The 21,765-nt window shown below is 63.3% G+C and carries 18 protein-coding genes; 5 read left to right on the top strand and 13 right to left on the bottom strand.

Annotation, left to right across the window (positions count from 1 at the left end; translation table 11 throughout):
• Window positions 1-17: 17 nt before the first annotated feature.
• Both B5V02_RS32250 and B5V02_RS32245 read right to left on the bottom strand, forming a co-directional pair.
• Window positions 18-1,295: an NAD(P)/FAD-dependent oxidoreductase gene (locus B5V02_RS32250; RefSeq protein ID WP_111548032.1), complete on the bottom strand. Its 1,278-nt coding sequence runs from the start codon at window positions 1,293-1,295 to the stop codon at window positions 18-20.
• Between the two features lie 13 nt (window positions 1,296-1,308).
• A complete protein-coding gene (locus B5V02_RS32245; RefSeq protein ID WP_111548031.1) occupies window positions 1,309-1,977 on the bottom strand; it encodes a haloacid dehalogenase type II in 669 nt (222 codons plus the stop codon).
• 325 nt (window positions 1,978-2,302) lie between these two features.
• Between B5V02_RS32245 and B5V02_RS32235 the strand changes: the two genes are divergently transcribed.
• Together B5V02_RS32235 and B5V02_RS32230 are read left to right on the top strand one after the other, a co-directional pair.
• On the top strand, window positions 2,303-3,142 hold the full coding sequence (locus B5V02_RS32235) for a GNAT family N-acetyltransferase (RefSeq protein ID WP_111548029.1): 840 nt from the start codon (window positions 2,303-2,305) through the stop codon (window positions 3,140-3,142).
• A gap of 14 nt (window positions 3,143-3,156) precedes the next feature.
• Window positions 3,157-4,530 carry an aspartate aminotransferase family protein gene (locus tag B5V02_RS32230; protein WP_111548028.1) on the top strand — a complete coding sequence of 458 codons (1,374 nt, stop codon included), beginning with the start codon at window positions 3,157-3,159 and terminating at the stop codon, window positions 4,528-4,530.
• Window positions 4,531-4,547: 17 nt separating this feature from the next.
• On the opposite strand, the gene B5V02_RS32225 is transcribed toward B5V02_RS32230, so the two are convergent.
• The gene (locus B5V02_RS32225) at window positions 4,548-5,024 is read right to left on the bottom strand and encodes an Lrp/AsnC family transcriptional regulator (RefSeq protein ID WP_111548027.1); all 477 of its coding nucleotides are present in this window, start codon (window positions 5,022-5,024) and stop codon (window positions 4,548-4,550) included.
• Window positions 5,025-5,360: 336 nt separating this feature from the next.
• Here B5V02_RS32225 and B5V02_RS32220 point away from each other — a divergent pair, with 336 nt between their 5' ends.
• Window positions 5,361-6,686, top strand: a complete 1,326-nt coding sequence (locus B5V02_RS32220) for an NAD(P)/FAD-dependent oxidoreductase (RefSeq protein ID WP_111548026.1) — start codon at window positions 5,361-5,363, stop codon at window positions 6,684-6,686.
• 15 nt (window positions 6,687-6,701) lie between these two features.
• On the opposite strand, the gene B5V02_RS32215 is transcribed toward B5V02_RS32220, so the two are convergent.
• The 6 genes from B5V02_RS32215 to B5V02_RS32190 all read right to left on the bottom strand — a co-directional run bounded on the left by B5V02_RS32215 (window position 6,702) and on the right by B5V02_RS32190 (window position 15,301).
• Window positions 6,702-8,528, bottom strand: a complete 1,827-nt coding sequence (locus B5V02_RS32215; RefSeq protein WP_111548025.1) for an ABC transporter ATP-binding protein — start codon at window positions 8,526-8,528, stop codon at window positions 6,702-6,704.
• On the bottom strand, window positions 8,525-9,349 hold the full coding sequence (locus tag B5V02_RS32210; RefSeq protein WP_111548072.1) for an ABC transporter permease: 825 nt from the start codon (window positions 9,347-9,349) through the stop codon (window positions 8,525-8,527). The genes B5V02_RS32215 and B5V02_RS32210 overlap by 4 nt, the downstream gene beginning before the upstream one ends.
• A gap of 38 nt (window positions 9,350-9,387) precedes the next feature.
• Window positions 9,388-10,335 (bottom strand): ABC transporter permease, encoded by a 948-nt coding sequence (locus B5V02_RS32205; RefSeq protein ID WP_111548071.1) that lies wholly within the window; start codon window positions 10,333-10,335, stop codon window positions 9,388-9,390.
• A 67-nt stretch (window positions 10,336-10,402) separates the two neighbouring features.
• Window positions 10,403-12,016, bottom strand: a complete 1,614-nt coding sequence (locus B5V02_RS32200; RefSeq protein ID WP_111548070.1) for an ABC transporter substrate-binding protein — start codon at window positions 12,014-12,016, stop codon at window positions 10,403-10,405.
• Window positions 12,017-12,226: 210 nt separating this feature from the next.
• Window positions 12,227-12,949 carry an HAD-IA family hydrolase gene (locus tag B5V02_RS32195; protein ID WP_111548024.1) on the bottom strand — a complete coding sequence of 241 codons (723 nt, stop codon included), beginning with the start codon at window positions 12,947-12,949 and terminating at the stop codon, window positions 12,227-12,229.
• A 294-nt stretch (window positions 12,950-13,243) separates the two neighbouring features.
• Window positions 13,244-15,301, bottom strand: a complete 2,058-nt coding sequence (locus tag B5V02_RS32190; RefSeq protein ID WP_111548023.1) for an oxidoreductase — start codon at window positions 15,299-15,301, stop codon at window positions 13,244-13,246.
• A gap of 453 nt (window positions 15,302-15,754) precedes the next feature.
• Here B5V02_RS32190 and B5V02_RS32185 point away from each other — a divergent pair, with 453 nt between their 5' ends.
• The gene (locus B5V02_RS32185; RefSeq protein WP_111548069.1) at window positions 15,755-16,708 is read left to right on the top strand and encodes a LysR substrate-binding domain-containing protein; all 954 of its coding nucleotides are present in this window, start codon (window positions 15,755-15,757) and stop codon (window positions 16,706-16,708) included.
• Window positions 16,709-16,760: 52 nt separating this feature from the next.
• On the opposite strand, the gene B5V02_RS32180 is transcribed toward B5V02_RS32185, so the two are convergent.
• The 4 genes from B5V02_RS32180 to B5V02_RS32165 are packed head-to-tail and all read right to left on the bottom strand — an operon-like array spanning window position 16,761 to window position 20,659.
• Entirely contained in the window at window positions 16,761-17,801 is a 1,041-nt protein-coding gene (locus B5V02_RS32180) for a membrane dipeptidase (protein ID WP_111548068.1), read from the bottom strand.
• Window positions 17,802-17,823: 22 nt separating this feature from the next.
• Window positions 17,824-18,975 carry an NAD(P)/FAD-dependent oxidoreductase gene (locus B5V02_RS32175; protein ID WP_111548022.1) on the bottom strand — a complete coding sequence of 384 codons (1,152 nt, stop codon included), beginning with the start codon at window positions 18,973-18,975 and terminating at the stop codon, window positions 17,824-17,826.
• Window positions 18,972-20,357, bottom strand: a complete 1,386-nt coding sequence (locus B5V02_RS32170; RefSeq protein WP_111548021.1) for an FAD/NAD(P)-dependent oxidoreductase — start codon at window positions 20,355-20,357, stop codon at window positions 18,972-18,974. Before B5V02_RS32170 ends, B5V02_RS32175 begins: the two co-directional genes overlap by 4 nt.
• Complete coding sequence (locus B5V02_RS32165; RefSeq protein ID WP_111548020.1) at window positions 20,339-20,659, bottom strand: (2Fe-2S)-binding protein; 321 nt, start codon at window positions 20,657-20,659, stop codon at window positions 20,339-20,341. Before B5V02_RS32165 ends, B5V02_RS32170 begins: the two co-directional genes overlap by 19 nt.
• A 113-nt stretch (window positions 20,660-20,772) precedes the next feature.
• Between B5V02_RS32165 and B5V02_RS32160 the strand changes: the two genes are divergently transcribed.
• The gene (locus B5V02_RS32160; protein WP_111548019.1) at window positions 20,773-21,690 is read left to right on the top strand and encodes a LysR family transcriptional regulator; all 918 of its coding nucleotides are present in this window, start codon (window positions 20,773-20,775) and stop codon (window positions 21,688-21,690) included.
• The last annotated feature ends 75 nt before the right edge of the window (window positions 21,691-21,765 follow it).

Here is a 21,765-nt window from a genome sequence, read left to right as displayed (position 1 = left end):
CAGTCCGCCCTCGACCGCTACTGGAAACGGTCGAGCGTCTTGTAGTAGAGCCCGACGAGCGGCAGGAACCAGGGCTTGCCGAAGTGACCGGGGACCGCAGGCCAGGCAAGGCCTGCAACCGGGTTGCGGTCGGCCTTGCCCAGCATGGCGTCGGCCATGATCATCCCCATATGGGTGGACATCTGCGCGCCATGGCCGGAATAGCCCATGGCGAACCAGAGGCCGTCGGCGAAACCGGCGCGCGGGAACCGGTCCTTTGTGATGTCGACCAGCCCGCCCCAGCAATAGTCGATCTCGACCTTGGCCAGATGCGGGAAGATCTGCGCCAGGCTGGCGCGCAGGATCGCGCCGCTCTTTTCGTCCGACCGCTGGTCGGATGTGGCCGAAAATCGCGCCCGCCCGCCGAAGATCAGCCGGTTGTCCGGCGACAGGCGAAAGTAGTTGCCGACATTCATCGAGGTGACGCAGGTCCGGTTGCCCGGCATCGTTGCCGCGATCTCGGCCGGGGAAAGAGGCCTTGTGGCGACGATGAAACTGCCGACCGGCACGATGCGACGGCGGAAATAACCAAAGGCGCCGGTGGTATAGGCGCCCGTCGCCAACAGCACATTGTCTGCGCTGATGATGCCGGCCGGCGTCGTCAGTTCATGCCGGCCCGCCGCCGATCGGTGCCCGGTGACCAGCGTGTTCTCGAAGATCGTTGCACCGTGTCGCACCGCAGCCGCGGCGATGCCCGAGACGAACCGCCCCATATGCATCATCGCGCTTTTCTTCGACAGCATCGCGCCGTGAAATGCCGGGGAGCCGATCTCGCTCTTGAGGTCGGCCGCCGTCAGCAGTTCGGTGTCGGGATCGACCTCGCGGTTGACGGCCTCGAAATTGCGGGCGATCGCCTCGAAATGCGCCGGCTTGGAGGCAAGCTTCAGCTTGCCCGCGCGGCGGAAGTCGCAATCGATCCCCTCCTCCGCGACGATGCGCTCGATCGTATCGACGGAATCGTCGAAGGCGCGATAGAGCGCCACGGCGCGCTCGGTTCCCAGTTCGGACTTGGCGGCGAGAAAACTATGGGCAAGGCCGTTGTTGAGATGGCCGCCGTTGCGGCCCGAGGCGCCGCAGCCGACGCGGCCCGCTTCCAGCACCACCACCTTGGCGCCTGACTTGGCCAGATGCCGCGCCGCTGCCAGCCCGGTAAAGCCGCCGCCGATGACGGCCACGTCATAGCGACCTTCAGCCGGCCCTTCGGCCGCTCCGCCGAAGACCGGAGCGGTGTCGTGCCAGTAGGATTCGAACTTCATCGCCAGGACCCCGTCAGAGCCCGACAACACCGGGCAGACCCGAGATATCCTTGATCTCCGTGTACTCATAGTAAGGGTTGGCGGGCTCATGGCCGCGATTGACCCAGACCTTGTGCTTGATACCCAGATCATAGGCCGACATCAGGTCGTAGCGGAACGACGAGGAGCAGTGCAGCACGTCCTGCGGACCGCATCCCAGCATGTCGAACATGTATTCGAAGGCCTGGAAGCGTGGCTTGTAGGCGTTGGCCTGCTGGGCGGTGTAGACGGCGTGGAAGGGAGCACCGAGCTTTTCCACATTCGACATGATCTGCTCGTTCATGGCGTTGGACAGGATGACCAGCGGGATTTCCCTGGCGACCTTTGCCAGACCGTCCGGCACGTCCGGATGCGGCCCCCAACTCGGAACCGTGTCGTAGATGGCACGCGCGTCCTCGACGCGGAAGGTGACGCCATTCCTGCGGCAGGTGCGTTCGACGGCGTTGTGAAGGACTTCGTTATAGGGCTTCCAGTTGCCGAGGATTTCGTCCAACCGGAAGGCGGCGAAATTCTTGATGAACCGCGCCATCCCCGGTGCGTCGAGCTGAGCCCCATAGATCTTCTGCGCGGCCTCGGCCATCTGGAAGTGGGTGAGCGTGCCGTAGCAGTCGAAGGTGATGTATTTGGGCCGGAACTGTGACATGTCGCAAAAGTCCTTCCAAATTGCCGTGCGGGCCAAAATTGCGTGCGGGTCCGTGCGCCATCATAGGCAGAGACATCCCCGTTCGATCACCGCAATTGCAGCCATTGAAAGCAGAATGTTCCGTATCGTTGCTGCCATGGCGGAAAGTTGTGCCGTCTTCACCGCCCCCAGGGATCGGACGTGCGTTGCGGCCGTCGACCTGCGGCAGAAGATGCGGCGAACACCGTAACGGACGGCGGAAGATACCGCGCCCTGCACGTCGTCGGGACGATCTTCTTTGCCGCCGGGTCTATCACAGGGGCAGCGAACCGTCGGGAATGAGGCCATGCAGACAGACGAAATCACACTGGTGGGTTTTGCCCCGGAGCATCTCGACAGCGCGGTGGCCTTGTCATCCCAGGCGGGCTGGCCGCACAGGCGGGAGGATTGGGCGATGATGCTGGCGCTCAGCACCGGCATCGTCGCGCTGGACGGTGAGCGGGTCGTGGGAACCACGCTGGTTACGCGCTATGGCGATGCGGCAGCCACCATCAACATGGTGATTGTCGACGCGGCGATGCGCGGCCGGGGCATCGGCCGCAAACTGATGGATTTCGCCCTGCAGCAGAGTGAAGGCCGCGAATGCCGGCTGATGGCGACACGGGAAGGCCTGCCGCTTTACGAAAAGCTCGGCTTCCGGGCGACGGGCCAGATCGTGCAGCATCAGGGCATGCCCGGCGAAGCCCTTGCCGGCAAAGATGTCGAGTGGGCGACGGCGGACGATGTCGCCGCGCTCGTGGAGCTGGACCACTCTGCCTGCGGTATGGATCGCCGCGGTCTGATCAGGTTGCTGTTCGAACAGGCGCGGCTCGCCGTTCTGCGCCAGGGTGGAAAGCCAGTCGGGTTTGCGGCGCTGCGCACCTTCGGCCGCGGCAAGGTCGCGGGGCCGGTGGTAGCCGAGACGACCGACGACGCTCGAAGCCTGCTCTCGTTCCTGTTTGAGGCCAGCCCCGGCGCCTTTCTGCGCGTCGATACATCAGAGAGTTCGGGCCTGTCGCCGTGGCTCGCCGCCCAGGGCCTGGCCAGCGTTGGCGGCGGCGTCGCCATGCGCAGGGGCGGCAGCACGGCCGCCCGCCCGGCGCCGCGCGTCCAGACCTTTGCCCTGGCCAGTCAGGCCCTTGGCTGAACCCGGAGGAAGACATGCTCAGCAATTCCCTGATCGAACTCGACCGCGCCCATCTGGTGCATCCGGTCGCCTCCTATCGCGGCCATGAAAGGGCCGGGGTGCGTGTCCTGAAATCCGCCACCGGCGCCACCGTCACCGATGCGACCGGCCATCAGATGATCGACGGTTTTGCCGGACTGTGGTGCGTGAACGCCGGCTATGGTCAGGAAAGCATCGTCGAAGCCGCGACCCGGCAGCTGCGCGAACTGCCATATGCCACCGGCTATTTCGGCCTCGGTTCCGAGCCCGCCATCCGGCTGGCCGCGGAACTAGCCGAGCGGGCGCCGGGCAACCTCAATCATGTCTACTTCACGCTTGGCGGCTCCGATGCCGTCGATAGCACGATCCGTTTCATCCACTATTACCAGAATGCCAGGGGCAGGCCGCAGAAGAACCAGTTCATATCGATCGAACAGGGCTACCATGGCTCGTCGACGGTGGGTGCCGGTCTCACCGCCTTGCCGGCCTTCCACGCCGGCTTCGGCGTGCCGCTGGACTGGCAGCACAAGATTCCGTCGCACTACGCCTACCGCAATCCGGTGGGAAACGATCCACAGGCGATCATCGCCGCCTCGGTCGCAGCACTCCGCAACAAGGTGGAAGAGCTCGGCAGGGATCGGGTGGCGGCCTTCTATGCCGAGCCGATCCAGGGATCGGGCGGCGTGCTGGTGCCGCCGCCGGGCTGGATGAAGGCGATGCGCGACCTGTGCAGCGAACTGGACATCCTGTTCGTCGCCGACGAGGTCATCACCGGCTTCGGCCGCACCGGGCCGCTGTTTGCCTGTTCCGAGGACGACATCGTCCCGGACCTGATGACCACCGCCAAAGGCCTGACCTCAGGCTATGCTCCGATGGGCGCGGTTTTCATTTCCGACCATGTCTATGACACGATCGCGGACGGCGCGGGCGAATCCGCCGTCGGCCATGGCTATACCTATTCCGCACATCCCGTCAGTGCAGCTGTCGGCCTCGAGGTTCTGAGGCTCTACGAAGGCGGTCTGCTGGACAATGGCCGCAAGGCGGGAGCCCGACTGATGTCTGGCCTCGAAAGCCTCGCCGACCATCCGCTGGTCGGCGACGTACGCGGCCGTGGCATGCTGGCGGCGATCGAGCTGGTCGTAGACAAACAACGCAAGACCCCGCTGCCGCCGGCGGCCAATCCATCGCGGCGGATATTCGACCGTGCCTGGGACAATGGCCTCATCATCCGGGCCTTCGGCAATGGCGTGCTGGGTTATGCTCCACCGCTCTGCTGCACGGAGGCCGAGATCGACGCCATCGTCGAGCGCACGCGGATGACCCTCGACCAGACGTTGGAAGACCCGGACGTCCGCGCCGCCATGACGTAAACCCGAGAGGCAAGCAGCTACAGCGGGAACAGGCTCTTGAGCGGCATGTAATTCTTGACGATCGGCGACTTCAGCACGACGAAGCTGAAATACTTGTCGATGCCGATGTCCATGTCGGTAAGCCGCTCCATGATCGCCTGATATTCGGCGATGCCGGCCGTGACGAATTTCAAGAGATAGTCGTAGCCGCCGGAAACGAGGTGGCATTCGACGACCGAATCCACCTTTTCAACAGCGGCGAGGAACCGCGCGAAGTCGATCTGGCGGTGGTTCCGCAACGTGACCTCGGTGAAGACGGTGAGCGTCTGCCCCAGTTTCGCGATGTCTATCTGGGCGGAATAGCGGACGATATAGCCTTCGGCCTGCAGCTTCTTCACCCGCATCAGACAAGGGCTGGGCGAGAGATTGACCAGCTCCGCCAATTCCACATTGGTGATGCGGCCGTTCTTCTGCAGTTCGTAGAGGATCTTGATGTCGATCCGGTCGAGTTTCATGCACGGTCCAAGGCAAAGGCTCGGCACAGCGCCGGCGGATCTGATCGAAGCATATTATGCCGAAGCCAAGCGGGAGCAAGGACAAACACCCGCCGCCGCTTTCGGCAATTCCAGGAAAGCTGCATCCAAGCACGCGTTTGAACGGGTTTGTACGGCGTCCTGAGGCCTTTGTTCTACGCATTTCGTCGGCCTGCCGCGTGCTTTTGCTCGATATGCGCTAGCAGAATCCCCCGTCGGCAGAGCCCTTGGCCAAAGGAAATGCCGCGGCCTGCCGATCTGTGGCAATCGCCGCCTCGCCGGGAGCGGTAGAGTGGTCGCCGCTGCCGGAGATTTCGCATGCCCGCCCCGCTTCTGCATATCGAAACCACGCCCACCTTGCCGGCAACGGCCGACGTCGTGGTGATCGGCGGCGGCATCGTCGGCGCCTTCGCGGCATATTATCTCGCCAGGCGCGGTATTCGGGTGGCCTTGCTGGAAAAGGGCCGGATCGGCGCTGAACAGTCCAGCCGCAACTGGGGCTGGTGCCGGCAACAAAACCGCGACGCCCGGGAACTGCCTATGGCCACGGCAAGCCTGGCGCTCTGGGAGCGGCTCGCCGCCGAGATCGGCGAGGATGCGGGCTTTCGCCGTTGCGGGCTGCTCTACCTCAGCAACAACGAGGTCGAGATTGCCGGCTGGGCCCGATGGCGCGACTTCGCACGTGGCGCCGGCGTGACCACTTATATGCTCAGCGCCGACGAGGCGAACGAGCACGGAAAAGCCACCGGCCAACGCTGGAAGGGCGGTGTCTTTTCGCCTTCCGACGGAACGGCCGATCCGTCCCGCGCAGCACCCGTGGTGGCGCTTGGCATCCTGAAGGCCGGCGGCAGCGTCCACCAGATGTGCGCCGCGCGCGGCATCGAGACCGAGGCGGGCCGCGTCAGCGCGGTGGTCACCGAAGCGGGCACGATCCGCACCGGGACCGTGGTGCTGTCGGCGGGCGCGTGGGCTTCTTCATTCTGCCGCCAGCTCGGCATACGCTTTCCGCAGGCGTCCGTCCGCTCTTCGATCCTTTCGCTCGCACCCGGACCTTCAGGGCTGCCGGATGCGCTGCACACTGCCGAGGTCTCGGTCACCCGCCGGGGCGACGGGGGCCATACGCTGGCTATCAGCGGCCGCGGCAGCCTCGATCCGACGCCGCAGCAGCTGCGTTTCGCTCGTGAATTCGTGCCGATGTTCGCCCGCCGCTGGCGCAGCCTTGCACCCGGCACCTTGCAGGCATGGCGGGCCGGGCACGAGACGCTGGCGCGCTGGCGGCTCGACGCGCCGACGCCGATGGAGCGCAACCGGATTCTCGACCCGAGCCCGAACCAGCGGCTGATCCAGGAGACTTACCGGCGCGCCTGCCAGTTGCTGCCGGCACTGCAAAATGTGCCGGTCGCGGCCAGTTGGGCCGGCTATATCGACAGCACGCCGGACGGCGTTCCCGCCATCGGCGAGGTCGAGGGACTGCCTGGCTTCATCCTGGCGGCAGGCTTCAGCGGCCACGGCTTCGGCATAGGCCCAGGCGCGGGCCACCTGATCGCCGATCTCGTTACCGGCGCGCCCCCTCTGGTCGATCCCATACCCTATCGTCCGGAACGCTTCGAAGCATCCGCCTGGGGCAAGGTGGCGGAGTTCTAGGAGGCAGGCAGCAGGCTAGGCGCCGACGCCCATGGCGAGCAATTCCCGCTCCTCCAGATGGCAAAGGATATCGCTTCCCTTCGACAAGTGGCGGATGGGCGGCGCCAGCACGTCGCAAACACCAAGCTTCCTCACCGGGCAGCGCGCTACGAAGGGACAGCATTCGGATCGCGCCAACAAGGCTCCCACACCGGCATCCGCCTCGGCAGCCTTTTTGCCGAGCCCGTCCAGCCAGCCTGTCCGCAGTTCTGGGATCGAGGACACGAGCAGGTCCGAATAGGGATGAAGCGGCATCGCGCGCATTGCCGATCGGCTGCCGGATTCCACCTTGCGCCCGGCATAGAGCACCATCACATCGTCGCAGATCGCGCGCACCGTCGACAGGTCATGGCTGATGAACAGGTAGGACAGCTTCAATTCCTTGCGCAGTTCGGCCAGCAGATCGAGGATGGCGGCGGCCACGACCGTGTCGAGGGCCGATGTCACCTCGTCGCAAAGGATCAGCGCCGGCTCCGCCGCCAGGGCGCGGGCAAGGTTGACGCGCTGTTTCTGGCCGCCGGAAAGTTCGCCTGGATATCGGTCGGCGATATTGGCCGGCAGTTGCACCAGATCGAGCAGCCGGCGGACCCTGCGGGTCCGTTCCGCGCCTTTCACGTCATGATAGAAGGTCAGCGGCCGCCCCAGGATCTGTCCGACCGAGCGGGTCGGGTTGAGGGCCGTGTCGGCCATCTGGAAGACGATCTGGATGTTGCGCAATTGATCCTTGGAGCGCTGCGCCACGGATCCGGCCAGGGTTTCGCCGCGGAACTTCACCGTTCCGCCGGCGGCGGGGAGCAGTCCGGCGATCACGCGAGCCAGCGTGCTCTTGCCGCAGCCGGACTCGCCGATGACACCGAGATTCGTGCCCGGCTGCAGGCTGAGGGCGACATCGTTGAGCACCGTCACATTGGGCAGACCGTTCGGACCGGACCTGCCATATCCCGCGACCAGCCCTTCGACCTCGAGCAAGGGCAGTTCCTGTTGCTTCTCGGCGGGCGGAGCGGCCTGGGCATGCACGGCGGGATTGGCCGCGGCAAGCAGGCTGCGGGTGTAGGGACTTTGGGCGTCCGTCAGAATCTGCCCGGTCGCAGCGCTTTCCTGAATGGAGCCTTCGCGCAGCACGATGATGTGGTCGGCGATCTGCGCCACCACCGCCAGGTCGTGGGAGACATAGACGCCGGTGGTGTTGCGCTCGCGGATCACCGACTTGAACGAGCGCAAAACCTCGATCTGGGTGGTGACGTCGAGTGCCGTCGTCGGTTCGTCGAAGATCACCAGCTCCGGTTCTGAGATCAGCGCCATCGCCGCCGCCAGGCGCTGAAGCTGGCCGCCGGAGACTTGATGCGGATAACGCGATCCGACGCCTTCGGGATCCGGCAGCGCCAGTGCGCGGAACAGCTCCACTGCCTTCGCTTCCGCTTCGGCCCGCGGTGCCAGTCTGTGGATCATCGCGCTTTCCACGACCTGCGACATGATCGTCCTGGCCGGGTTGAAGGCGGCAGCCGCACTTTGGGCAATGTAGCTGACATTGCGGCCGCGGATCTTGGCTTTTTCCGCTTCCGACAGGGACAGGATCTCACGGTCACCGATCCGGATCGAGCCGCCGGTGATGCGGCAGCCGCTGCGGGCATAGCCCATCAGGGAAAGCGCAATCGTCGTTTTGCCGGAACCGGACTCACCGATCAGCGCGACGACCGTTCCGCGCGGGACCGTGAAGCTGATATCGTGGACGATCGACGTCTCGCGGCCGCTGTCGCTACGGGCGATGACGCGCAGGTTCTTGACTTCGACGAGCTCGCTCATGGCAGGCGATCCCGCAGCCGGCGCGGAAGATTGTCGATCGCCAGATTGACGCTGATCGTCAGCGAGGCAATGGCGAGCGACGGCATGATGACGGCAGGCGCGCCATAGGCCAGCCCGGAGACATTCTCGCGCACCAGCGCGCCCCAGTCGGCGTTGGGCGGCTGCACGCCCAGACCGAGGAAGCTGAGGCCGCTGAGCAACAGCACGATGAAGACGAAGCGCAGGCCGAAATCGGCCAGAACCGGCCCGATCATGTTGGGCAGGATCTCTTCGCGAACCGTGTAGAAGAAGCCCTCGCCACGCGCCTTGGCGACCTGCACGAAGTCGAGCTCGTTGATGTTGACGGCGAGCGCACGCGCTATGCGGAAAGAACCTGGAAAATAGAGAAAGGCGAGCGTTCCCACCAGTACCGGAAGCGAACTGCCGATCGCCGCGATGATGACGAGACCGAACATCAGATGCGGGATTGCAATCAGCGCATCGATGCCGCGGCTGACGATGGTGTCGAACCAGCCGCCTAGCACCGCGCTGATCATGCCGAGCGCGACGCCGATGGTGCAGGCGATGAAGGCGGCCGCGATGGAGACCCCGACCGTATATCGCGCGCCGAGAATGATGCGGCTCATCATATCGCGGCCGAGATAGTCGGTGCCAAGCAGATAGTCGCGGCTTGGTGAGGTGAACACGTCCATGCTGACGATCTTGCCGATCGGGTACGGCGCAAGCCAGGGACCGATGAGTGCAATCACGACCCAGAACAGTATGATGCAGAAGCACATCGCGCCGACCACCGAGATGGTCAGGCTGCCTGCGCCAAGCATCCTTCGCCGGGTCTCGGGAATGGTATCGGTGTGCTTGGTCATTTGTATCGCAGACGCGGGTTGGCGAGGATCGCGCATATGTCGGCCACGGTGACAAGGGCGAGATAGCCGAGGCAGAAGATCATCGCGCAGGTTTGAATAAGAGGCATGTCGCGGGTGGCCACCCCGTCCACCATCAGCTTGGCGATGCCCGGGTAGTTGAAGATGGTTTCGACGATGATAACGCCGCCAAGCAGATAGGACAGGCTGAGCGCGACGGCATTGACGATCGGGCCGATCGCATTGGGCAGAGCGTGTGTCAGCACCGCACGAACCCGGCCGGCGCCCTTGAGCGTCGCCATCTCGACGAATGGCTGGCCGAGCGTGTCGATCAAGGCGGCGCGGGTCATGCGGATCATCTGCGCCGAGACAACGAAGCTCAGGCTGATGACCGGCATGGCGAAGACACGCAGCAATTCGCCCAGTGAGTGAACGTCGTTGGCGAAGGAAAGTGCTGGAAACCAGTGCAGGCGCACGGCAAAGATCAGCACGGCAATGGTTGCGACCATGAATTCCGGCACCGAGACGACCGCGATAGTGGCAAAGCTGACGAGCCGGTCATAGAGCGTGTTTCGCCACATCGCCGCGGTGATCCCCAAGGCAAGGGCGATCGGAACCGAGAAGGCGGCGGTGACGCCGGCAAGCAGCAGGGTATTGTGAAGGCGGCCGCCGATCAGCGTGACGATCGGAATGTCGTTGACCAGCGACGTGCCGGGGTTCCCCGTCATCATCCCGCCCAGCCAAATAATGTAGCGAAACACGGCAGGCTGGTCGAGATGCATGGCTTTGCGCAGGCCGGCGACCGCTTCAGGCGTAGCGGCCTGACCCAGGACGATCTGCGCCACGTCGCCCGGCAGCATGTTGGTCGCCACGAAGACGACCACCGAAACGATCAGCAGCGTCAGGACGGCCACGCCGAGGCGGGTCAGGATCATGCGCGTTATCATGCCGTGCAACTCCAGCGGAATGCGGGCGAAGCGCGGGTGGCGATCCACCCGCGCCAAATCGGCGGCGTCAGCCTTCGAGCCAGACGTTTTCCGAAAACGCAAAGCCCATCATACCACCGGTGGCCATCGGCTTCAGCCCCTTGAGCTTGGAGCTGTGAGCGTCGATGTTGCTGATGAAGACCGGGATCGCGACGCCGCTCTCCTCGTGCGCCATCTTCTGCAGTTCGCCGTACATCTCCTTGCGTTTGGCATCGTCGCGTTCCTTGCGGGCCTCGACGAGGATCTTGTCGAAACGCTCGCTCTTCCAATGCGATTCGTTCCACGGCGCGTTCGATGTGTAGAGCAGCGAGAACAGGATATCGGCGGTCGGACGGGGATTGATGTTGCCGAAACAGATGGGCGCCTTCAGCCAGTAATTCGACCAGTAGCCGTCCGCAGGGACCTTCTGGATATCAAGATCGAGGCCGATCTGGGCCGCTGACTGCTGCAGCAGCACCGCCATGTCGATGGACTGGTCGGCGGCCGTCGAAGCAACGACCGGGATCCTGGTGCCTGCCAGAGACGACTTGGCAAGCAGCGACTTGGCTTTGTCCGGATCATAGGGGCGCTGCGGCAGATCGGCATTGTAGAAGCGGTTCGTCGGCGGCACCGGCTGGTCGTTGGCGACCTCGGCGTAGCCGCGGTAGATCGCCGTCTTGATCTGCTCACGGTCGAGCAGCAGCTTGATCGCCTCGACGAAATTCGGATCGCTGCCCGGCGCGGTGTCGAGCCGCATGTTCAGGTCGGTATAGTTGCCCGCGGTAGTCGTCAGAAGGTCGAAACTGCCGGCCTGCTTGATCAGCTGCGTCGACCGCGGATTGACCGAGCCGATCAGCGCGACGTCGCCGGAGAGCAAGGCGTTGACGCGGGCGTTCTCGTCGGCAATGGCGAAGAACTCGACCTGGTCGAGATAGGGTCCGGTGCCTTTCCAGTAATTCTCGTTGCGCACGGCGACGGAATGCACGCCGGGCTGGAATTCCTTGCACTTGAAGGCGCCGGTGCCGTTGGCGGTGGTGAAGTCGGTTGTGCCCGCCTTGACGATCAGGAAATGGAACGTGCCTAGGATGACGGGAAGATCGGCGTTCGGCCCCGTCAGGACGATGGTGACCTCGTTGTCTCCGCTCTTCTTGACCTCGCCGATCTGGTCGGCGAGCGACTTGGCCTTCGACCCTACGGCCGGGTCCTTATGCCGGTTGAGCGAATAGACGACGTCGTCCGGACCGAAGGTCGAACCATCGTGGAAAGTCACGCCTTTGCGCAGCTTTACGGTCCAGGTGACGGAATCCTTGGTATCGAAGCTCTCCGCCAGGTCCATTTGCGGCGACAGCTTGTCATCGAGGCTGGTAAGCCCGTTGTAGAAGCTGGTGCAGCGCACATAGTCGGTGGACAGTGACTGTTTGGCCGGATCGAGCGTGTCGGTCGTACCGCTCGAATATCCGGCGGCGCGGATGCTGCCGCCCTTCTTCGGCGTGTCGGCGTAGGCCTTGGTGGCAGAGCCCAGCACCGTGCCGGCCATCGCGGCGCCCATGCCGCCAGCCAGAAGCATGCCAAGAAGCTCGCGCCGCGTGGCCCCGTGGCGGATGGCGCTTTCGATCCGGGCGGTGTCGGCCGGGCGCAAAATCTTGTCAAAATCGGGTTTCATCGTGTCAGCCTTTCGTTGAGCCGGCCGGCCAGGCTTGGCGCGCACCGGAGACCATTCTGGTTCATTTCAAGCGCCCGAAGGCACCTCAGGCGATGACATTCAGTGTGGCTGTCTTCCCATCATTCCCATTCCTTTTCCCCTGTTGGTTCCTTTGGTCTTGTTATGATCTTGGCGCCGCCGTTTGAGCGGACGCGGGTATCGCAGGCGTATTCAGGCGACGCGATCCAGGCGGTCCTCGTCGACCGCGTCGGCCAGTTCGGCAAGTGTCGAGAAATGGTGGTCGGGCACCGTCAGCCTGGCGGGTTCGAGCGTGCCGCCAAACCCCTTCATGCCCTTGCGGCGCTCGATCCAGCAGACGGTGTAGCCAAGCGCGCGGGCCACGCCGATATCGTGATACTGGCTCTGCGCAACATGCAGGATGTCCTTCAGGCCGAAGCCCCAGGCGCTGATGCGGCCGCGGGCGAAGGCGAAGAATTGCGGATTCGGCTTTTCCAGGCCGACATCGTCTACCGTGACGGTGAGATCGAACGGATTGCCAAGTGTTTGCGAAAAATGCGCCAACGCCCAGTTCTGAGCATTGGTCATGGCGACCAGCTTGAACCGCTTGTGCAAGCGGGCAAGCGCCTCGACCGAATCTGCGAAGGCCGGCCAGTCCTTCACGGATTGGCGCAGGCCTTGCGCCGCCTCATCCGTAGCCGGCAGGCTGAGCGCCCGAGCGATTTCGAGGTAGCAGCGGACGAGATCGTCCGGAAAGAGGCCGGCTCCCGGCAAGGCGCGCGCCTTGCGGTAAGCGGTCAGAACCGTTTCGCCATCGACGGATAGTCCTGCCTTTTCGGCGACATCCCGTACATAGCTGGCGATGCCCGTTTCGAAATCTATCAAGGTTCCGACGACATCGAAGGTCAGCACTCTGAAGTCTTTTTTCACGTGCATGCGCCTTTTTCCGAGGGGCTGCTATTTTTCCGAGCTTATGGCATCCGGACGGTTTGAATGGCTGAACAGACGGGCTTTCACGGCAGAGAATTCTGAACTGGCCGCGAAGTCGCAATATTGCGCGGCGCCGGCTTGCTCCGTTCCCGCCCAGCGATCACCGCCGAAGCGGCAAGGATGTTCTCAGCCAATCTGTCGCCGTCGATCGAGCCAGGACCGCTGTGAAAATCCGATGAATTTGACATTTTTTCTCCGGTTTTCGCTGAAAGGTTAAGCAACTATCAGCACGATTTAAGCTTAAACTTCCGCACACAATCGATAAGCGTCATAAATCGAGGAATATATATCCCGACTGGAGATCGCGTCGCCAATACGATATAGATTGAACTTTCCACGCATCTTACGTTCTTCTGCAAAATCGTTCTGATTGCCATTGACAAGGAACGCAGCTGATACCCCATCGTTTGCAGACCTGGACCTCAGATCCTGGTAAATTTCTTCCGCCGGAATGGTCCCGTTTTCGATGACCACCTGCGAGGCGGCAAAGGTCGTTTCCGTGTCCGTCAACTCGTTGCGGAAGATTGCTGTCAAGCCGTTGCCTTGGCGGGCCACCTTGGTCAGCCTGACGTCCACCATCGTGTGAATGCCGAGTTCCGAGATGCGTTTACGGAAGCTGGCCTTTTCGGGATAAGGCATCTCCACCGCCACGGCGTCATCAGGAGTCGCGAGACTGACCGACTTTCCTTGTCTGGCAAGTTGGAGGGCACAGGACGGTGCCGCCTGGCGCCCGGTCCCGTCATAGATGAGGATATCGTCCTTGCTGGACACCGTACCGGTCAGCAGGTCCCAAACACTGTCACAGAGTTCGGCCCCTTCCAGCCATTCCATGTCGGGAACACCGCCAGTTGCCACCACGATGACGTCTGGACCTTCAGCAAGCACGGTATCGGCGTCGGCATATGTATTCAGGCGAACATCGACACCGAGGCGTTCAAGCTCGTTTACCCGCCAGTCGACGATACCGAGCAGATCCCTTCGCTCGGTCGCGGACGCAGCGACCAGGATCTGCCCGCCAAGTTTCGCGCCCGCCTCGAACAGGATGACAAGATGTCCCCGCTCGGCGGATACCCTGGCTGCCTCCAGGCCTGCCGGCCCGCCGCCCACGACAACGACCCTCTTAAGGCTGGCGGCGCGATCGATCGTGGAACTCAGCGTGGTCTCTCGACCGCTCACTGGATTGTGGATGCAATTCACCTTCTTATAGAGGCAGTAGGTGGCGCCAACGCATGGACGGATCCGCTCTTCTTCACCGCGCAGGATCTTGTTGACGATATCCGGGTCGGCGATGTGCGCCCGCGTCATGCCGATCAGGTCGACGATATTCTCCCGGATCGCATGGCGAGCGGTCGCCACGTCCCTGATGCCGGCCGCATGAAGCAGGGGAAGTCTCGTCTCCTTCCTGAAGTTTGCGACTTGCGACAGGAACGGAGCACTGCGTTGGAACATGCCCGGCATGTTGTGCTCGGCCAACACCAGATCGGTATCCATGCGCCCGTAGATGCAGTTGAAGAAATCTACGTGCCCCTCCCTCTCGAACAAGCGGGCAAGCTCGAGACAGTCGTCGAAGTCCGAGCCTTCGTCGGTGCCCTCATCGATCGCGAAACGAATGCCGACAATCATGTCGTCGCCGACAGCCTTGCGGATCGCCTCATGAACCATCAGGCCAAAACGCGCCCTGTTCTCGACAGAACCGCCATAAGCGTCTGTGCGCTTGTTCGTCCTCGGCGAGAGAAACTGACCGATCAGATGGCCACCGGTTACGGTTTCGACACCATCGAGGCCGCCTTCACGGCACCGGACAGCGGCAGAGGCATAATCCCTGACAATGCGCCGGATATCCGCCTCGTCCATTTCCTTTGGAAAGTTCCGGTTGCGCGTCTCGCGGATCCGTGACGGGGCAACCGCAGGCAGCCAGTTCCCCGCATATGCTGTTGCCCGCCTGCCCAGATGAGAGACCTGCGACATCACGGCCGCACCATGCTGATGGATGCGTCGCGCCAGGGACTGCAGATGCGGGATGATCTCGTCGCTTGACAGATTGAGCTGCCCGCCGCCCCAGCTCGAGTCCGCAGAGGTCATTGCCGAGCCGCCGATCATCGTCATGGCGAGACCGCCGCGCGCTTTCTCTTCGTGGTAGCGTTGATATCGCTCCAGAGGCATCCCGCCTTCGTCCAGCATCGAGGCGTGGCTGGTGCTGATCACGCGGTTGCGGAACTCCAGCTTCTTGATCCGGAACGGGTTGAGAAGCGGGTCGGCGCTTGTCCCCGGGGCCTGGCCTTCCGTGAGGTGGTTCATTCGCGTCGTCCTGCATCCACGGCTTGCCCCGCCCGGGCCGGCACGTCACGTACCGGGCTGTTCGAGCGCGGGCTGCGAGCCGCTCGAACACCGCCGCTTCAGCCATGGTTGTACATTTCCGAGCGGTTCAGAAGCTTGAAAAAGCACATGGCCATATACGCTGTGGTTATGACCATGGTTCTCCGATCACCTCTTGCGCGCCGCGGCGTTTCGCAAACAGCGCCAGATTTCCGCGCACGGATTGCCGGACTCGCTGTTCTGTTTCAATTTTCGGTTATATGATTTGCGCCGGGGCATATGAAAAACGTATGCCTCCGGCTGGCAAGTTCGGGGCTGGAGCGGGCATCGAGACTCTGCCTGCGGGATCAAGATCGCGAGACCCCTCCATCTCCAAAGACGCTGGCGCTCGTGTGCCAGCCCGAAGACGTTTGCAATGCGGGACAACAGGAATCCATGGTGGCATTGTCCAAGCTCATCCCCTCGGCGAGGGGCCTGTTTGTTTTCGAGGCCGCGGCACGAACCGGCAGCTTCACCATCACTGCCCGTGAGTTCAATGTTACCCAGCCTTCCATCAGCCGGACCATCGCCCAGTTCGAAGCCGAGCTGGGGATGCGGCTGTTCGATCGCGGCCCGACAGGACTTGCTCTCACCGATGACGGCCGGGTCCTCCACGCCGCCGTCCGTGAGGGGCTGAGCCAGGTTCGCGACACCATTTTGATGATCCAGGACCAGAAGAAAGCCAGCAAACCACAGGTGACCTTGTCACTCTCAAGCTCATTCGTCACGCATTGGCTGGTATCGAGGTTGGGAGCTTTCAACGCCACGTTTCCGAACGTTGACCTGCGCTTTGATTTGATTGCGGGCGTCATGCGCGGCATGCCGGACAATGTCGATCTGGGGACGCGGATCGTTGGCGACGACGATACTCAGTATCACCGGTGGGACTTTTCACCGGAAATCATCCTTCCGGTATGCAGTCCTTCCTACCTTCGCGCCCATGGCAAGCTTGATCACGATGGCGACGGCGACGGCCACGTCTTCTTGCATCTTACCGATCACCATTTGCAGCAATGGGCCGACATCTGGGGAAACGTAGCGAACCGCAAGACCGCCAAGGGAACGTGGCTGGAGTTCTCCGACTACGCGGTCATCCTTCAGGCAGCTCTCAACGGCGAAGGTGTTGCGCTTGGCTGGCTCAGTGTCACCTCAACCGCACTGTTGAAGGGGATGTTGGTTCCGGCATCGGATCGCCTCATCGATACGGGGCGCCATCACCGTCTGATCGCTCCCCGTTCAAGGCCCCTTCGGCCCGTTGTGGCGCAAATCGCCAACTGGTTGAGATCGCAAATGATGGAGGATGTCCAAGCGCTCCAACCTCTGCTTCAGTCGGAAGTCACGCACCACTGACATTGCTCGCCGCTATTTTGCGGCCCGGCAAGCACCCGGAGACCTCCCAGGATCATCCGCAAAAGTGGCGGAAGGTCCTCAGCCAGTTGCCGCCCATGATCGCTGCCGCCTGTTCGCGGCTGTAGCCGCGGTCGAAAAGGCCCTGCGTCAGGTTCGGCAGTTTGCTCACCGTCTCGATGCCGACCGGATAGGACTGTCGTCCAAAGCTCGAAAGCGGTCCGAAAATGTCGGGGCGGCGGGTGCGCCAGGTGACGACGCTCGGCGGTGCGACGACCGACGCCTGCTCCTGGTATTTCTCGACATAGTCGACCCCGATGCCGACATGTTCGGGGCCGACCAGCCGGACCAGATGATCGACGTGATCGAGGAAATCATCCAGCGTCGGGGTGCCGTCGGCCAGCGATTGCGGCAGGCCGCAGACGCCGATCATGCCGCCTTTTTCGACCATCGCCTTGACCGTCGCGTCTTCGGTGTTGCGCCCGTTCGACCGCAACCCGTCGGCATTGGAATGCGTGCAGACCGGCGCCCGCGCCAATGCGGTGGTCTCGGCGCGCGTACGATGGCCACAATGCGACAGGTCGATCATCAACGGCAAAGAGTTGGCCAGCGCCACCAGTTCCTCGCCAAGATAGCTGAGGCCAGCATCGCGCCTTTCGCCGCATCCGTCGCCAAAGATGTTGGCCGTCGTGTAGGCAAGACCGAGCACGCGAAGCCCCATCCTGGTCAGCAGTTCCAGCCGCCAAAGCTGGTCGTCCAGCATGGTCGCGCCCTGTGTGCCGAAAACGACGCCAAGCTTGCCGGCCCGCTTCGCCGCCAGCATGTCGTCGGCGGTCAGACAGAGTTTCAGGTAGGCGCTCTTCTCGATCATCGAGAGATAGCGCTCCGCGTTGCGCATCACGACATCCCAGTTCTCCTCCAGCGCGAAGGTGACATTGGTCGCATTGACCCCGCCGGCGAGCGTCCTTTCGGCATACTTGTCCTCGAGCACATAGGCGATGGACAGTGCGTCGAAGACGAACATCTCGTCGTGGAAGCGTCGCGTCTCTTCGCTGGCTTGTCCCGTGGCCGGGCGGACGGCGGAAACAACTGACATCTCTATTTTCTCCTTGATCAATTCAGGCTGAAACCGAGCGGGCGGCCTCGACCGCAAACCGCTTGATGTGGAATGGCTCGATCGGCGTCATGGTGGAGCCCCGGTCGATCAGCTCGGCCATCACGTCACCAACCCCGGGGCCGAGCTGGAAGCCATGGCCGCAAAAACCGAAGGCGTAATAGAGCCCGGACACCCGAGCGCTGGGCCCCATGACGGGAATATCGTCAGGCAGGTAGCTCTCGATGCCGCTCCAGGTGCGGATGACCCGCATGTTGGCGAGCGCCGGCACCAGGCGACGGATCTGTCGAAGCTGGTTACCAAGATGACCCGGCACCGCATAGGCGCGCCTTATGTCGGCAAAGGCCGGACCGCGCGCGCCGCCGCCGAAGACGATATTGCCGCGCTCAACCTGGCGCAGATAGACGACCTCTTGCGGAATCGCAGTCGATACGCCGATCACCGGTTTGAGTCGGTACGGCAACGGCTCCGTCACCGCCATTTGCGGTCCGTGCACGGCGATGGGGACCGGCTCTTCGAACTGCCGTGACAGGGCCCCACCCCAGGCTCCGGCAGTAACCAGCGCAATCGGTGCGCTGAACATCCTGCCGTCCGCCGCGATCGCCTGGAAATCATCGCCTGGCTTGGCGATCGAGATGATCTCGGTGTTCTCGAACACAGCAACGCCGGTCCGAGCGGCAGCGCGCCCGAAAGCCGGTGCCGCAAGCCGTGGATTCGCATGGCCGTCATTGGGCGAATAGGAGCCTGCGATCGCCTCCGGTCCGAAAAAGCCGAAGCGCGCCTTGAGGGAATTGGCGTTCAACAGCTCCAGGTCGAGGCCATAGTCGCGGGCCTTTTGCGCATAGGCTTCGATCACGCCGATCTGCCTGGGATCGTAACAGACGCGGATATGGCCGGTCGCCAGGAACTCGGCATCTTCGCCAAGCAGTTCCTTCAGCCTGCCCCAGATTTCGCGCGACCGGTTGGCCAGGGGGAGCTGCGGCAGAAAGCGCCCCTGCCGGCGCACATTGCCGAAATTGACGCCGCTTGCCTGCTGGCCGACCAGCCCCCGTTCAAGCAGGATGACCGAGCGCCCGCGCCGGCGCAGGAAGAACGCCGCGGCCGTTCCCATCAGGCCGCCGCCAATGACGATCACGTCGGCCTGCATCGGCTTCATGCTGCCTGCTCCGCGTCGCTCTCGGCGCCGATAATCAAGGGCTTGACCGGCGCCTGAGCGCGGATGCGGCCCACCGCTTCGACCGGAACACCGGCGCAAGCGGCGATCACCTCTGCCGCGGCATGCCCGCAATAGCGGCCCTGGCAGCGTCCCATGCCGACACGGCTGAAGGCCTTGGCGCGATTGATCTCGACGGCGCCATTGTCGGAGACGGCGGCACGCAGTTCGCCCGCGGTGATGTTTTCGCAGCGGCACACCACGGTATCTTCGCCGAGAGCAGCGGCAGCGCCCGCCGGCCACGGGAAAGCGGCGGCGATGCCACGCCGAAATCGCTCAAAGATACGCAGGCGGCGGCGAAGTCGTGCGACCTGGACCCCTGCCACCTGGCGGCCGAGATCGGACAGCACGGCCAGTGCCGCCAGGCGTCCGGCGACCTCGGCAGCGTCGGCGCCGAGCGTCAGCGCGCCATCGCCGGCCAGATAGACACCCGCCACGCTGCTGCGGCCGTCAGCGTCCTTTACCGGGAAGAACTGACGCGTCTGCGCATCGAAACGGAACTCACAGCGGGCGAGGTCCGCCAGCTGAGCCTCCGGCCGCAGATGATAGCCGAGCGCGACGGCGTCGCACGCAATCGTCCGGACTTTCCCTTTGCTGGTGCGGAAGCGGATCGTCTCGACCCCGATCTCAGGCCGGCCTTCGATCTCGACCGGTGTGATGCCGGTTTGGATCTCGATGCCGCCGCGGCGAAGCTTCAAGGTGAGGGCCAGCCCCTTCAGCAGGACGTCCGGCCGGGCGATCAGCTGGGGCAGTGCCTTGACCCGCAGGTGGAAAGGCGAGGTATCGAGCACCGCGGCCACTTCGGCGCCCGCTTTCGAATATTGCGCCGCCACGAGATAGAGCAACGGTCCGCTTCCCATGAACACGACGCGCTTGCCGATCGCGGTGGCCTGCGATTTCAACGCAATCTGCGCGGCACCCATGCTGTAGACACCGGCCCGGTTCCAGCCCCGCACCGGCATCAGGCGGTCGGTTGCTCCCGAGGCGATGATCAGCGCATCGAAATCGACCGCGCTGGTTCGGGACCCCTGAAGGAGATGCAGCTGCTTTTCCCATATTCCCCAAGCGAGGGTCTCGGGCCGATAATCGATGCGATCACGCAAGGCATCGAAACTGCGATGCATATCCTCGGCACGGCCGGCTTCCGATCCGTAGAGCGAGGCGTAGGAGCGGCGAAAACCTTCCGGCTGGCGGCGGTAGATCTGGCCACCGTCACGGCCGCCTTCGTCGATCACGATCGGCCGAACGCCTGATGCAACCAGTGTCTCGGCGGCACGCACGCCCGCCGGGCCGGCGCCGACAATCACTATGCGAGGCTCGGCCATGCCTGCTCCGGGGCTTTGGTGGCAATGCGCATGCCTGCGGCAAGCGGCGTGGTGCAGGCGCGCAAGCGCTCGCCCGTGTCGGTCCATACCCAGCAATCCTGGCAAGCGCCCATCAGGCAGAAGCCTGCCCGATTGCCGTCGCCGAATTCGGAGCTCCTGAGGTGGCGGATCTGCATGAGCATCGCCACCAGCAGCGAATCGCCCTTGCAGCCTTCTGCCGGCTGGCCGTCGATCGAGAAGACGAGCCTTGACCTGCCTTCCTCGCCAAGGCGTCGGAAACGGCCGCTTTCGTTTGAGGTCACGGGCGATCCTCCTTTGGATCTGGCTGTCTGCCACCCCACGATCTTTTCAGTCCGCCGCGCCCGCTGCCAATACTATGTGTTTTGCCATCCAGAACTTTTGGTTATGATGCGCCATGAACGCCAGGCATCTCGAAGTCTTCCGCGCCATCATGCGCCACAATTCGCTTACCGCGGCGGCGGAAGCCTTGCATGTTTCCCAGCCCGCGGTGAGCAAGATGCTCAGGCATTTCGAAACCGTGATCGGTTACAAGCTCTTCGAACGCATAGGCGGCCGCCTCGTGGCGACACCGGAGGCGCATCTGCTGTTTCGCGACGCCGACCGGATTTTCCGCGAGATCGAAGTGCTGAAGATCTATTCGAACCGAATTCGCGACAAACAGTTGAGCCTGCTGCGCGTCGCAGCCAGCGCGCCGCCGACCTTCGCGCTGCTGCCGGCCGCCACATGGCGCTTCCGACGGCGCAATCCCGGCGCTCGCCTGGTCCTGCAGACACTTCCGGCGGAAGAGGTTACCGAGCGCATCCTGATCGGCGACATCGATCTTGGCCTGACCATGACGATCCTGCCCGAGCCGCAGATCCGCAACGAGGTTGTCGGCGCGGCGGACATCGTCGCACTGGTGTTGCCGGAATCACCGCTCGCAAGGCTCAAGATGGTTACGCCAGCCGATCTGGTGGACCAGACCTTGATCAGCTACGGCACGAATACGCCGGCCGGTCAGATGCTGGCGCGCGTGTTCCGAGACCAAGGATCGGTCTACGATCCGCAGATTGAAATAAGCCTGTCGATCGCGGCCGCACCTCTGGTGTCGGCTGGACTGGGGGTCGCGTTGGTGGACGGGCTGGTTCCCTGGGCAAAACTCGGTAACCTGAAAGTGCTGCCGTTCCAGCCGCGCTCCACGCTCGATATCGTGCTCGTGACGAGCACCACCTTGCCGCAATCGCGTTTTGGGCGCGAATTTGCCCGCGACATACAGGCAGCGATCCACGATCTGGGCCGCGGCAAGGCTTCGCAAACTATGACAACCAGTTGATTTCTGACACGAAGTCGACGTGGCACGCCGCCAGTTCGTGCCTTTCCAACCCACCGATTTGCACACCTCAGGGCA

It is taken from the genome of Mesorhizobium kowhaii, assembly GCF_003253745.1.
GTDB lineage: Bacteria > Pseudomonadota > Alphaproteobacteria > Rhizobiales > Rhizobiaceae > Mesorhizobium > Mesorhizobium kowhaii.
Note: the sequence above shows the minus strand (reverse complement) of the source record. Positions and strands in the feature narration are given on the sequence as shown.